The 13795-nt window shown below is 77.1% G+C and carries 8 protein-coding genes; 3 read left to right on the forward strand and 5 right to left on the reverse strand.

Going from position 1 to position 13795, the window contains the following annotated elements; translation table 11 throughout:
• Positions 1-122 precede the first annotated feature (122 nt).
• From recD to ACFQH9_RS22945, 4 genes are all read right to left on the reverse strand, one after another.
• On the reverse strand, positions 123-2084 hold the full coding sequence (recD, locus tag ACFQH9_RS22930) for an exodeoxyribonuclease V subunit alpha (protein ID WP_379568768.1): 1962 nt from the start codon (positions 2082-2084) through the stop codon (positions 123-125).
• Positions 2081-5899, reverse strand: coding sequence for a UvrD-helicase domain-containing protein (locus ACFQH9_RS22935; protein ID WP_379568770.1), 3819 nt, complete (start codon positions 5897-5899; stop codon positions 2081-2083). Before ACFQH9_RS22935 ends, recD begins: the two co-directional genes overlap by 4 nt.
• Positions 5896-9258: an exodeoxyribonuclease V subunit gamma gene (recC, locus tag ACFQH9_RS22940; protein WP_379568772.1), complete on the reverse strand. Its 3363-nt coding sequence runs from the start codon at positions 9256-9258 to the stop codon at positions 5896-5898. The genes ACFQH9_RS22935 and recC overlap by 4 nt, the downstream gene beginning before the upstream one ends.
• An 86-nt stretch (positions 9259-9344) precedes the next feature.
• Positions 9345-9839, reverse strand: coding sequence for a DUF6319 family protein (locus ACFQH9_RS22945; protein ID WP_379568774.1), 495 nt, complete (start codon positions 9837-9839; stop codon positions 9345-9347).
• 126 nt (positions 9840-9965) lie between these two features.
• Here ACFQH9_RS22945 and ACFQH9_RS22950 point away from each other — a divergent pair, with 126 nt between their 5' ends.
• The 3 genes from ACFQH9_RS22950 to ACFQH9_RS22960 are packed head-to-tail and all read left to right on the forward strand — an operon-like array spanning position 9966 to position 12237.
• Positions 9966-10508: a MarR family winged helix-turn-helix transcriptional regulator gene (locus ACFQH9_RS22950; protein WP_379568776.1), complete on the forward strand. Its 543-nt coding sequence runs from the start codon at positions 9966-9968 to the stop codon at positions 10506-10508.
• Positions 10505-11791: an MFS transporter gene (locus ACFQH9_RS22955; protein WP_379568778.1), complete on the forward strand. Its 1287-nt coding sequence runs from the start codon at positions 10505-10507 to the stop codon at positions 11789-11791. The genes ACFQH9_RS22950 and ACFQH9_RS22955 overlap by 4 nt, the downstream gene beginning before the upstream one ends.
• Positions 11788-12237 (forward strand): universal stress protein, encoded by a 450-nt coding sequence (locus ACFQH9_RS22960; RefSeq protein WP_379568780.1) that lies wholly within the window; start codon positions 11788-11790, stop codon positions 12235-12237. Before ACFQH9_RS22955 ends, ACFQH9_RS22960 begins: the two co-directional genes overlap by 4 nt.
• On the opposite strand, the gene ACFQH9_RS22965 is transcribed toward ACFQH9_RS22960, so the two are convergent.
• Positions 12234-13795: alpha/beta fold hydrolase (locus tag ACFQH9_RS22965; protein ID WP_379568782.1), on the reverse strand; the 1562-nt coding region annotated here is incomplete at its 5' end. The genes ACFQH9_RS22960 and ACFQH9_RS22965 overlap by 4 nt on opposite strands.

Raw genomic sequence — 13795 nt, forward strand, 5'->3', positions numbered from 1 at the left:
GCACCGTCATTCGACGGCAGAGGCCCCGTGTTCGCCCTCGGCTGTACGGAGGGCCCGGGACTGTCGGGTTCGCCCTGGTCGGTGGGCCTCCGAGTGGCGAAGGTCATGATCGCCGCCGCGGTTCACCCCATCCGCTCGCGCAGGCCGCTGGCCCGGCTGACGGGGCGCGCGACGGCCGCGCGGACCGCGTCCTCGCTGCCGACGACCCGCACGGCGGTGCGGGCACGGGTCACCGCCGTGTACAGCAGCTCCCGGGTGAGCAGCGGCGAGTCCGGCGGCGGCAGCACCACGGTCACCCGGGCGAACTGGCTGCCCTGGCTGCGGTGGACCGTCATCGCGTGCACCGTCTGCACCGCGCCGAGGCGGGCGGGCGCGAAGGACTGCGGGGCGTCGGGCCGGCCGAACACCGCCCGCAGCGCACCCTCCTGGCGCACGACCACCCCGGTGTCGCCGTTGTAGAGCCCGAGGTCGTAGTCGTTGGCCGTGACGAGCAGCGGGCGCCCCGGGTACCAGGGTCCGGGCCGGCCGGGCTCGACCTCGTCGAACCCGGGCCGCGCCTGCGCGAGCCAGCGCTCGACCTCCGGCCCCCACCGGGTGACGCCGTACGGGCCGCGGCGGTGGGCGCAGAGCAGGCGGTGCCGGTCGAGGGCGTCGAGCGCCTCGGCGGTGCGCCCCGCGACGGCCGCGGCGAGGAGCCCGCCGGCGGCCTCGACGACGTCCGCCCGCAGCCCCTCCAGGCCCGCGGGCTCCCGCACCTCCAGGTCGCTCTCCACGAACACCAGGTCGGGCCGGCCCTCGCGGAGCAGTGCGACCGCCGCGTCGGCCGCGCCTGCCTGCACGGCGCCGGCGAACTCGGCGATCCCGCCCTCGAACCGCCAGGTGTGCCGCAGCGTGACGACCCCGTGGACCACCGGCGGGTCCTCCTCGGCGAGGGCCCCGACCGCCCGCAGCCTGGTGTCGAGCTGGGGCTCGGGTCGCCCGCCCGCGCGAGCGAGGTCGCCGAGCACCGCACCGGCCTCGACGGAGGCCAGCTGGTCCGGGTCGCCGACCAGCACGAGCCGGGCGTCGGGCCGGACCGCCTCGAGCAGCCGGGCCATCAGGGTCAGCGAGACCATCGAGGTCTCGTCGACGACCACGACGTCGTGCGGGAGGCGGTTGAAGCGGTCGTGCCGGAAACGGCTCGACGAGCCGGGCCGCCGCCCGAGCAGGCGGTGGATGGTGGCGGCCGACGGCGACCCGACCCGGGCCCGGTCCTCCACCGGCAGCTCGGCCGTGTGGTGGGCGACGGCCTCGCCGATCCGCGCGGCCGCCTTGCCGGTGGGCGCGACGAGCGCGACCCGCAGCGGCGAGGGCTGGCCGCCGGCCTCGTGCAGGTCGTGCAGCAGGGCGAGCAGCCGCGCGACCGTGGTGGTCTTGCCGGTGCCGGGGCCGCCGGCGAGCACCGTGACCCGGCGCAGGGCGGCGACCGCGGCGGCGAGCCGTTGCAGGTCGGTTCCTCGGGGGGCGTCCGCGCCGGCCGGCCGGTCGAACAGCCGGGCGAGGGCCGCGCGCAACCGGTCGGCATCGGCCTCGGGCTGTTCGGCGGCGGCGCGCTCGCGCAGCTCGCGGCGCACGAGCTCCTCCTCGGCCCAGTAACGGTCGAGGTAGAGCAGGCCCCGCCCGCCGGCGACCGGGATCATCCGCAGCGGGCGCCCGGCGGCCGCGTCGGCGCCGCCCGCGACCAGTGGGCTCCGCTCGACGGCGGCCCGCCACGCCTGCGGCTCGGGCCACGGCAGGGCCGAGACGTCGACCGACTCCTCGCCCTCGCCGAGCACGGTGTGCGCGACCTCGGCGAGATCGACGCAGACCGAGCCGTTGCGGATGGCGCGGACCGTGAGCGCGACGGCCAGCAGCACCTCCTCGGGCTCGCCCCGGGGATCGCCGCCGAGTCGGCCCAGCCGGGTCGCGACGTGCACGTCCGCGGCCGACAGCACCCCGGCCACGTTGAAGGCGCCGAGCAGGCCCGACGCCGTGCGGGCGGTGCGCAGGTCGTAGGGGTCGCGCTCCGGCGGGACGGGCGGGGCCGCGATTTGCGGGACGCTCACCGGTGTCCTCCGAGGTCGCCGAGGTCGCCGAGGTCGAACAGCCCGGGCTCCTCCGCGGGCGCATCCGCGGCGGGTCTGCGGGAACGCGGGCCGGGCCGCTCGCGGGGACCCGGCGCCCCCGCAGGCTCGGGCAGCTCGAGGGGCAGCTCCTCGCGAGCCCCCTCACCGCCGGTGATCGCCGTCCCGGACCCTTCGCCGCCGCTGGCGGCCCTCATCGGTCCCGCCTCGTGATCACGGGTCGACGCCGCGGCCGGGCCCGGTGCGGTGATCGCCGTCCCGGACCGTTCAGTGCCACCATCGGCCGCCACCGGTCCCGAGCGGTGATCATGGATGGGCACAGCAGCGGCAGGGCTCGGAGCGGCGGCGTCCCGGATGATCGCCGGTTCGGACGCTTCCGCGCCTTCCATGGCCGCCGGCGGTCCGGGACGGTGATCATGGGTGGGCGTGGTCGGGCGGGCGTCGAGGACCTCCGAGAGCTCGGCGATCAGGGCGGGGGGCGGCTGCCACCCGAAGACGCCGCAGGGGGTGCCCTCGACCTGCGGGGTGTCCGGCCCGCACATCCCGCGGAGGAAGAGGTAGAGGACACCGCCGAGGTGTCGCTCGGGGGAGTACCCGGCCAGCCGCCAGCGCAGGAAGCGGTGCAGCGCGACCGAGTAGAGCAGCGCCTGGAGCGGGTAGTGCGCTGCCTGCATCGCGGCCGCGAGCACCGGCGGGGCGTAGTGCGCGGCGGTCAGCGGCTCCCGCCCGCCCGGGCCGGAGGGGCCGAGCCAGTTCGTCTTGTAGTCGACGACGAGGTAGCGGCCGTCGACCCGCAGCACGGCGTCGATCGAGCCGGTGAGGTACCCGCGCAGCGGCTGGCCGGCCAGGCCGGGGGCGGCGATCAGGTCGGGATAGCCCGCGAGCGGGTCGCCGTCGGGCAGGTGCCGGCGCAGCACCGGGGCCAGGTCGCCGAGCGTGACCTCCCCGGACGGGGTGTCGCCGCCCGCGAGCGGCATCTCGAAGTCGAGCTCGGACAGCCGGTCGGCGGGCCGGATCGCCCGCAGCGCCCGCCCGCCGGCCAGCGGACCCAACGGCGTCTCGATCACGGGGTGCAGCGCCGCCGCGAGCGCCTCCGGGTCGACCTCGGCGGGCTGCCGGGCCAGCTCGTCGTCGACCCGGGCCCGCAGCTCGGCGGCCAGGTCGGCCGCGGTGGTGTCGAGGTGCTCGACGACGGCGTGGACCAGCGTGCCGAACGCGGTGCCCAGCGGCAGGTCGGCCATCGGCGAGGGCACGTCCGCCCCGAGCTCGGACGTGACGTCGAGCAGTTCGAGCTCGGCCTCGTCGTCCTTGCCCGGCGCCTCGGGCTCGGACCCGACGCCCGGCGTCGGCCGCTCCGGGGTCTCGACGGCCGCGTGGTGCCCGTGCGCGTCGGCGGTGAGCGCGCTGTAGGAGGTGCGCCGCCAGGCCGCGTCGAGCCGGCGCGCGAACCGGGCCACGCCAAGCTCCGGCGGGTCGCCGTCGCGGGCCGGGGCGGGAGCCGGAGCGCGGTCCGACAGCGTCTCGACGGCGAGGCCCGGCACCGACCGCAGCAGCTCCAGCGCGGAGGCGTCGGACGGGATCCGGTACCCCGCCTCCGGCACGGTGCCGGCGGCGGGGCGCCCGATCAGCAGCCGGTGCAGGGCCGAGCACTCGGTGGTGGTGGTCGGCGCCCACCAGGCCACGACCTGGCAGCGCGCCCGGGTGAGCGCGACGTACATCAGCCGCAGGTCCTCGCCGGCCTCCTCCTCGAGGTGCCGCCGCAGCCGCTCGCCGTGGTGCGGGCCGACGGCGCCGCCGACGTCGAGGACCCGGGCGCCCTCGTCGTCGTGGACGAGCAGGACGTCGGCCTTGTCGTTGACCCACCGGTCCCAGCCGAACGGCACGTAGACGACCGGGAACTCGAGCCCCTTGCTGCGGTGCACCGTGACGATCTGCACGGCGTCCGCGTCGGACTCCAGGCGCCGGCTCCGCTCGGTCGTGGTGTCCCGCGCGGCGTCGGCCATGCGGTGGCGCAGCCACTCGACCAGCGCCGAGGGCCCGAGGTGCCGCTCCAGCGACGCCCCGTGCAGCACCTGCCCGATGTGCCGGACGTCCGTGAGCCGCCGGTCGCCCTCGCGCAGCCCCAGCAGCCGCGACGGCAGCCGGGTGCGGCTGGTGACCGCCTCCAGCAGGGCCGCGACGCCCCGCTCGGCCAACACCGCGTGCCACGCGCGCAGGTCGGCGCCCAGCTCGTCGATCAGCTCCTCGGCCCGCTCGCCGCACAGCTCCTCGACGGTGTGCCCGACGAAGCAGGTCAGTGCCGCGGCCCGCAGGCGGGTGGTGCGCTGCGGCTGCTCGACGGCCTCGAGCAGGGTCAGCCACTCGGCCGCGGCCTCGGTGGAGAACACGCTGGTGGTGCCGGTGAGCACCGCCGGGACGCCGGCCGCGGTGCACGCCTCCCGGACCTGGACGCCCTGGGCGTTGGTCCGGACCAGCACCGCGACGTCCCCGGCGCGCAGCGGCCGGTCCTCGACGGTCGCGGAAGAGGCGAGCAGGGCGGCGACGTCGGCGGCGACGTCCTCCGCCACGACCTCGCGCGCCTTCTGCGCGCGGCCCAGCCGCCGACCGGTGAGCGGTTCGAGCCGGTCCCGGTCCACGACCCGCAGCCGGAAGGGGGCGTCGGACGGCGCCCCGGCCAGCCGCCGCGCGGTGTGGTGGGCCGCCACCGGCCGGACGACGATCTGGTCCGATCCCAGCGCCACCCCGTGATCCTCGTCGCAGCCGAACACCCCGTCGAGCGCCTCGAGCAACGCCTCGTCCGTGCGGTAGTTCGTGCCCAGCGTCCGCAGCGCGCCGGCCTCCTGCGCCGCCGCCAGGTAGGAGACGACGTCCGCCCCGCGGAAGGCGTAGATCGCCTGCTTCGGGTCGCCGATCAGCACGAGCGTGACGTGCCCGTGGAAGGCCCGGCGCAGGATCTCCCACTGCACCGGGTCGGTGTCCTGGAACTCGTCGACCAGCACCACCGAGTACCGGGCGCGCAGCCGGGCGCGGGCCGCCTCGCCCCGCACCGGGTCGCGCAGCGCGCCGGCCAGCCGGGTGAGCATGTCGTCGTAGCTGAACAGCCGCCGGGCCCGCTTGCGCCGGTTGACCTCGCCGCGGACCGCCTTCGCGAAGCTGTACCGCACCCCGGCCGCGGACGCGGGGCCCGCGTCGGCGGGCTCCAGCCGCGCCTGCGGGTCGCCGACGGCCCGACGGGCGAGGGCCAGCGCCTCCTCGCGGTCGAAGTCCGGCCGCCCGGCGCCCGGCGCGGCGTACTTGCGGACGTAGAAGTCGTCGACCACCTCGGTGAGCAGGTCGTCGACGTGCTCGACGAACTCCGCGTCGGGGTCGCTGTCGCCGGCCACCCCCAGCCCGGCGAGCATCTGCTGGCAGAACTGGTGCGTGGTCGCGATCGTCGCGGCGTCGAACTGGGCGAGCGCCGCCCGCAGCCGGGCCCGGCGCGCCGCGACCTCCTCGGGCGTGCCCTGCTGCAGCAGCCGCACGACCGGGTCGGCCGACGGCACCCCGGCCGCCAGCCCCCGCTCGGTGGCGCCGAGCCGCTCCCGGACCCGTTCGCGCAGCTCCTGCGTGGCCTCGCGGCCGAAGGTGACGAGCATCAGCGCGGGCAGCTCGGCGACGCCCTCCGCCACGTACCGGGTGGCGAGCGCGGCGATGGTGTAGGTCTTGCCGGTGCCGGCGCTGGCCTCGAGCACGGTGGTGCCCTCGGGCAGCGGGCCGTCGACCTCGAACTGCGGATGGGTGAGCAGCGCCTGGGTCACAGCACCTCCAGGTGCTCGACCGCGAGCAGGGGCCGCCACAGCCGCTCGGCCAGCGCCCCGAAGCGGGACACCCCGTCCGCGTCGCGCACCCGGAGCAGCGCCTCGAACTCGGGCTCCGCCCCGAGCACCGCCACGATCGACTCGTCCTCCTTCTCGAACTTCCACTCCCGGCCCGCCGCGGACTCCGCGTCCCGCGCGGCGGCACCGCTCCGGCGCGCCCTCGCGTACTCCGCCGCGCAGGGCGTGGACAACGGCAGGGGCTCGCACAGCCCTTCGCGGTGCAGCGCGACCAGGTCGGCGAGCGCCGCGCGGGCCTCCTCGGCGCCGAGCGGGCGCAGCGTGGCCCGGGCCGCGCCGCCACCGCGGGCCCGGCCGAGTGTGACGGCCCGCCACGGCGTGTCCGGCCTGGTCACGGCGAGGGCGAGCAGGCGCGCCCACGCCCGCAGGCGGTGCTTCGGGCCGAGCCGCGAGTACTCGACCGTGACGAGCGTGGTGCCGTACAGCCCGGCCACCGTGCCGACCACCCGGTCGCCGCCCGGCAGCACCGCCGCGACGTCCCGCGACCCCGGCTCGCCCACGCGCAGCTCGGCGCTGGCCGCCACCAGGGGCTCGACCGCCCCGCTCACCTTCTCCAGCACCGCCCGCCCGAGCGCGCCGGGCGGCAGCTCGCCGCGCCGCCACTCGGCCTGGGTGCAGTGCTCGGCGTCGGCGCCCGCGAGCCGGTCCCGCAGCATCCGGTTCCCGACCGCCCACTCGTCGAGCCCGCCGAGGCTCACCGGCAGCGCGTCGGCCGGCTCCTCGTCCTCCGAGCGCGGCACCATGCCGACCCGCTGCCGCAGGAAGGCCTTCATCGGGTGCTCGAGGAACCGCACCAGGTCGTCGAGCTCGACGGTGTCGGCGCCGTCCGCCGGTGCGAGCGGCGCGGCCAGGAACGGCGGCACCGGCCGGCGCTCGCCCTGCAGCGCCCGGGCACCGGCCAGCGCGTTGCGGTCGAAGCTGAACGGTGCGCGCCCCCCGGTGAGGTCCGGGGTGAAGTTGCGGGGGTCGAAGGGCTGCAGCGGGTGCCGGACCGTGATCGCCTCGCTCGCGGTGGCGAAGCGGGAGCCGGCGGGTACCCGCACGGTCGCGTCGACGGCGTCGAGCAGCTCGCCGATCGGGACCGCGGGCGGCCGGTCCGCCCCGGTCCGCTCGTTCATGCCCGAGTGCACCACGACCAGGTGCTCGGTGGCCGCCGTGAGCGCGTCGAGCAGGAGCTGGCGGTCCTCGCTGCGCGGGTCCCGCTCGCCGACGCGCGGGTCCCGGGCCAGCACGTCGTCCCCGTCCGGCGCGCCGGTGCGGGGGAACACCCCGTCGTCCACCCCGAGCAGGCAGACGACCCGGTGCGGCACCGAGCGCATCGGCACCAGGGTGGCGACGGTCAGGGTGCCGGTGCGGAAGTTCGCCCGGCTCGGGCGGCCGCGCAGCCGGTCGGCGAGCAGGCCGCGGACGTCCGACAGGGTGAGCGGGACGGTGCCGCCCTGCGGCCCGGCCGAGCGCACCACCTCGGCGAGCTCGGCCCGCGCCTGCGCCTCCTGCCAGGCCTCCGACGCCGTCGTGGCGGTGAGGGCGGACAGCCCGTCGAGCAGCGCCGCGACCCATGCGGTGAGCGGCTGCGGGCCGGCGAGCGCGTCGAGCGTGGTGCGCAGCCGGTCGAGGATCTCGGCCAGCGAGCCGACGAGGTCGACGTCCGAGGAGTCGACGTCGTCGAGCGGCAGGGCGGTGCCCAGCCAGCCCTGCTCGCCCGGCCGCTCGGCCATGGCGACCCCGAGCAGCATCCGGTCCAGCCCCGCCGACCAGGTGTTCTGCGGGAAGCCGTCGAGCTTGAAGGGGCGGCGGTGCTCGCCGTCGAGCCCCCACCGCACCCCCGCCCGCACCACGAGCTCGCCGATCCGGTCCAGCGCGTCGTCGTCGAGCCGGAAGCGGCGCCGCACCGGCGCGGAGCCGACCAGGTCGAGCACCTGGGAGGCCGAGACGCGGGAGTCGGCCAGCTCGAGCAGCGCCGACACCGTGCCGAGCAGGGGATTGGCCTGGCGCAGCGCCCGGTCCGCGAGCCGGACGCGCAGCCGGTGCCCGGGGTGGGTGTCCGCCTGGTCGGGGCCGACCGCCTCCGTGACCGCCAGCCCGAACGACGCCGAGATCAGCGGCGCGAACGCCTCGATGTCCGGGCACATCACGATCACGTCCCGCGGTTCGAGGGTCTCGTCGGCCGCGAGCAGGCCGAGGACGATCTCCCGCAGCACCTCGACCTGGCGGTCCGGGCCGTGGCAGGCGTGCACCTGCACGCTGCGGTCACCCGGATCGAGCAGCGGCAGCTCACCCGTGGGGACGTGGTCCTCGCGCAGGGCCTGCTGCAGGCGCCCGAGCAGCGTCGCCGGCGCCGGCCCGACCGGGTGGTGGACCACCTCGACCGCGGCCGGCAGCCGCAGCTGCAGCTCCCGGACGTCCCGCCCCAGGGAGCGCAGCAGCGGGTTGACCACAGCGTTCGCCGACTCGTCCGCGCGGCGCGGAACGGCGGCGCCCTGCGAGGCGGACAGCTTCTCCCACAGCGCGGGGGAGGGGTGCGGCAGCCAGAGGTGCACCTCGCGGTGCTCGGCGAGCGCGGACAGCACGGCGAGGTGCTCGGCCGCCAGCCGGGTGGGGCCGAACACCGACAGCCGCCCGGGCAGGTCCACCAGGCCCGGGTCCGCGCGCAGCGCCCGCTCGGCCTGCTCGAGCCGCTCGGCCGGACCCGGGACGCCGATCCGGGCGCGCAGCCGCCGCCACAGCTCCACCTGCCAGCACAGGTCCTCCGGAACGCCCTCCGACGAGCCCGCCCACCAGGCCCGGAGCATGTCCGGCCGGTGCACGGCGTAGCCGGCGAAGAGGTCCGCGAGCCGGCGGGCCACGGCGTAGGTCCGGCTGCCGCCGCTCTGCGAGAGGTGCGCGGCCAGGGCGGCGAAGGTCTCGCCGGGCACCTCGACGGCCGCCACGACCTCCTCCAGCAGCGGCCACACCGCCCGCGCCGGGTGCCAGGGGTCGGTCTCCGGGTCGGTGCCGGTCGCCGCGTCGACCGCCTCGGCGAGGATCTGGCCGGGAGGGGGGAACCGGACGTTGGCGCACACCCCGTCCGCGCCCCCGTCCCTCCCGCCGCCGGTGCCCAGGCGGTGGGCGAGCCGCTGCCCGAGCCACCGCTCGACCCCGCGCTCGGGCACCGCGACGATCTCGGGCACGAAGGGGTCCGCCGCCGGCCCGCCGATCACCTCGGCGAGCGCGTCGGCCAGCCGGTCGGCCCGCTCGGCCCGGTGCACCACCCACACGTGGGTCAAGTTAGCGACGCGCACCGACGGAACCGGCGAGCCCCCCGCGGTGTGTTCGGGACCTGTCCACAGCTCCGCGCCGGCGCCGCGGGCCGGGCCCGCCGGAAGGCTCAGTCCAGCTCGGCGAGCGCCTTCTTCGCCTGCTCCAGCTGGGCCTCGAGCTCGGCGACCTTCGCCTCCCGGGTGGCCCGTGCCTCGCCGATGACCTCCTCGATCGGGCCGGAGATCTCCGCGTGCAGCTCGGCGGCCGCCTTCTGCACCGCGCCGGCGGACACCGGCAGGGCCCGGGCCAGCCACGTCGTGCCGCGCTTGAGCTCGGCCTGCCACTCGCCGTCGGCCGTGCCGCTGACCGTGAGGGTCAGCTCGACCACCCGGGTCGTGCGGGCCGTCGAGCCCTTCGGCCGGCCCCGCTTGCGCGGGCCCGGCTCGGCCGGTGCGGTCCCGGTCGCCCCGCTGCCGGCCGGCTCCGTCGCCGGGGTGGAGGCGGAGCTCGCCCCGGGGGTCGCGGATCCGCCGGTCGGGCCGGTGTCGGTCGGGGCGGTGCCCGTCAAGGTGGTGTCGGTCGAGGTGGTGTCGGTCGAGGTGGTGTCGGTCTCGGCGGTCACGTGCTCCCTCTCCTGCCGGGCGGAACGTCCAGGTTGACCGTAGAACGGGTGTTCGACCGCTCCGGGATCCGGGTGTCGCTCACACTGCATCGACGACTTATATAGTTGCGTGATGTAATGGTTCGCGTGACTCCCACGGCACCCGCGAGCCCGGCGCGCGACGACGCGCAGGTCGCCGAGTTCGCCCAGGTCCTCGAACGCACCGCGAGCTGGCTGCGCCGCACGCTGCGCGGCGAGGAGTGGAACGCCGTCGCCCTGTCCGTCCTCGACGACCTGGACCGCCAGGGCCCCCGGCGGGTCACGGAGCTGGCCGTCCAGGAGCGGGCCTCACAGCCCGGCATGACCGGCATCGTGAGCCGGCTCGAGGCGGCCGGGCTCGTGCAGCGCGCCCCCGACCCGTCGGACGGGCGCGCGACGCTCGTCTCGGCCACCGCCGCGGGCCGCGCCTACAACACGGAGCGGCACGCCCGGCGCACGGCGCTCCTCGCCGACCGGATCACCACCCTGTCCGCCGACGACCGGCGCGCGCTGCTCGGCGCGACGTGCGCCCTGGCCGCCCTGATCGACACCCCGTCCCCGACGACCCCCGCCGGCCCCACCGGGCCCGACGACGAGGCCGCCGGCACCCCGACCACCCGCCCGACCCGTACCGAGGGGGAGCCGTCGTGAGTTCTCACGGCACGTCCGCAAGTCTGTTCCGGCAACCGAAGGCGGTCTGGGCCGTCGCCTTCGCCTGCGTCATCTCGTTCATGGGCATCGGTCTCGTCGACCCGATCCTGCCCGCGCTCGCGAGCCAGCTGCACGCCAGCCACACCCAGGTCGAGCTGCTGTTCACCAGCTACCTCGTGGTCACCGCGGTGGCCATGCTGGTCACGGGCTGGGTGTCCAGCCGGATCGGCGCCAAGCGCACGCTGGTCATCGGGCTGGCGCTGATCGTCGTCTTCGCCGCCGCGGCCGCGCTGGCCGGCGGGATCGGCGGGATCGTCGGCTTCCGCGCCGGCTGGGGCCTCGGCAACGCCCTGTTCATCGCCACCAGCCTCGCCGTGATCGTCGGGTCCGCCAGCGGCGGGTTCGGTGGCGCGATCGTGCTCTACGAGACCGCGCTGGGCGTCGGCATCGCCTCCGGGCCGCTGCTCGGCGGCCTGCTCGGCAACATCTCCTGGCGCGGCCCGTTCTTCGGCGTCTCGGCGCTGATGCTGATCGCGCTGGTCGCGACCCTGGTGTTCGTCGACAGCACCCCCAGGCCCGCCCAGCCGTCGAAGCTCTCCGAGCCGCTGACCGCGCTGCGCCACCGCAGCCTGCGCACCACGAGCCTGGTCGGCCTGCTCTACAACTGGGGCTTCTTCACCCTGCTCGGCTACGCGCCCTTCCTCATGAACCTCTCGGCGCTGCGGCTCGGGGCCGTGTTCTTCGCCTGGGGCGTGCTCGTCGCACTCTTCGCGGTGTTCGGCGCCACCTGGCTCAAGGGCCGTTTCGGCACCGCCCGCACGCTCTACGGCAGCCTGGTCTGCATCGCGGTGATCCTCGCGGTGATCGGCACCTTCGCCGGCACCGTGCCCACCGTGATCGTCGCGGTGATCCTCTCCGGCGCCTTCGTCGGGCTGAACAACACGCTGGTCACGACCGCGGTCATGAGCATCTCGCCGGTGCCCCGCAACGTCGCCAGCGCCACCTACGGCTTCGTCCGGTTCATCGGCGGCGGCCTCGCCCCGTTCGTCGCGGGGCTGCTGGCCGAGGGCCTGAACGTGCACGTCCCGTTCTGGATCGCCGCCGTCGTCGTCCTCGCCGGAGCGCTGCTGCTGAGCACCGTGCACCGCGCCCTGGAGGACGCCGACGAGGACGCCGCGGCCGAGGACGCGGCCGCCGAGGAGGCCGTCACGCAGGTGCCCGCGGTCGAGGAGGAGGCCATCCTCGCCGAGCAGGCGCTGGAGCACGAGAGCGGCCGGCGGTGAGCTTCGAGTACGGCTGCGACGGCCCGCGGGCCGTCGTGGTCGGGATCGACGGCTCCGAGACGGGCTGGCGGGCGCTGCACTACGCCGTGGGGCAGGCCCGCCGGCAGGGCGGCCGGGTCGTGGCGGTGTACGCCGACCGGCTGCCGTCCGTCGCCTTCGCCACGGCCGTGCCGCTGGCCGCGTCGGTCGTCGCCGACCCGCAGGCCGACACCCTGCTGCAGGAGCTGCGCGCCGGGGTCGAGGAGCTCGGCCCGCAGTACGGCGTCGATGTGGCCTTCGAGGTGGTCGTCGGCGACCCGGTCCTGGCGCTGACGCAGGTCGCCGAGCGGGAGCGGGCCGACGCCATCCTCGTCGGGGCCAGCGTGCAGGCCGGGCACAAGCTGTTCGGATCGGTCGCCGTGCGGGTGGTGCGGGCCGGGCGCTGGCCCGTGACCGTCGTGCCCTAGGTTCCCGGCCACCGGAGGGCCGCTGTGGTGGCAGGGCCCGGGGAGAGCGGGCCGGCCGGGGTGGCCCAGGAGAGGTAGGTGCCCGGGGCCGGGTGGATCGGGTGCAGCCCGCGTCCGCCCAGCTCCGGCGGTGCGTCGACGACGGCCCCGGACCGCTCGCCCAGCCAGGCCACGAGGTCCTCCCACCAGGAGCCCTGCTCGACGTGCGAGGCCGCCCGCCACCGCTCGGCGTCGGCCGGGTTGCCCGCCGACACCGCGCCCGCGGCGACCCGGTGCGCGCTGGTGCCGTACCCGACCGCGGCCGCGGTGCTGCCGGGGACCAGCACGAACCGGCACTTGCCGCCCAGCACCTGCGAGGTCCGGTAGACGGCCTGCCAGCTCCCGACCCGGTCCGCGACCCCGGAGAGCAGGTAGACCTCCCGGTCCACCGCGGAGAGGTCCACCGGGCCGCCGAGCACGCGCGCCGCGCCGGGCCGGGTCAGCGCGCCGGAGAGCGCCAGCTCGGCGAGGTCGCGGAACAGCGCGGCGGGCACGTGCAGCGCGTCGAGGTTCCAGGCGCGCAGCGGATCGGGCCGGCCCGTCCCGGCGCCGAGGTACCGCCGCTCCCAGGCCGGCCAGACCAGCGCCTCCGGGCAGAGCAGGGCGTGGATCTCGGCGAGCCGGCGCCCGTCGAGCAGGCCCGCCCGGCCGACGGCGGCGACGGCGGCGCGGACGTCGTCGTCGTCGACCGGGGCGGCGGCGGGCCCCGTGCGCGAGCGCTCGCGGTCCAGCGTGGTGCCGGCCAGCACCAGCGCCGCGACCCGCTCCTGCCGCTCCAGCCGCGCGGTGACGGCCGCGGCGAGCAGCCCGCCGGTGGAGATGCCGAGCAGCGTGGTGCGGTCCACCCGGCAGATCCGTTCGCACGCCCCCAGCGCCTCGGCGACGGCCTCGGCGTACGCGTCGAGCCCGCGCCCGGCGTCCTCGGGGCCAGGGTCGCGCCAGGACAGCGCGAACACCTGCTGGCCGGCCTCGACGAGGCGGCGGACCAGGCTGCGGTCCGGGGCGAGGTCGACGAGGTGGAAGCGGTTGACCACGCCCGGCACCACCAGCACCGGCACCTCGGCGACCTGCTCCGTGGCCGGCAGGTAGTGGAGCAGCTCGAACAGCGGGGTGCGCAGCACGACGGCACCCGGGGCGCTCGCCGTCCCGACGCCGGGCTCGAGCCGCGCGTGGCCCTCCGGCAGGCGCGGGCGCGACGCGAGATCCGCGCGCAGGGCCCGCACGGTCCGGACGGCGCTCGCGCCGCCGGAGCGCAGCGCCTCGCGCAGGCCGCGCGGGTGCAGCAGCGGGTTCGTGCCGGGGGCGAGGAGGTCGGCGAGCCGGGCGACGGCGACCCGCAGCCGGTCGGCGTCGTCGGCGTCGGCGGCGAGGTCCTCGACCAGCTCCAGCGCGGAGTCCCGGGCGGCCCGGTGCGCCTGCAGCAGCCGGGAGAGCAGCGGGTCGTCCGTCCAGGCCGGGTCCGCGTGCCGGGCGTCGTCGGCGCGGACGGCGGCCGGGCGCCCGCCCAGCCCGATGCGGC

Source organism: Pseudonocardia lutea (genome assembly GCF_042658055.1).
GTDB lineage: Bacteria > Actinomycetota > Actinomycetes > Mycobacteriales > Pseudonocardiaceae > Pseudonocardia > Pseudonocardia lutea.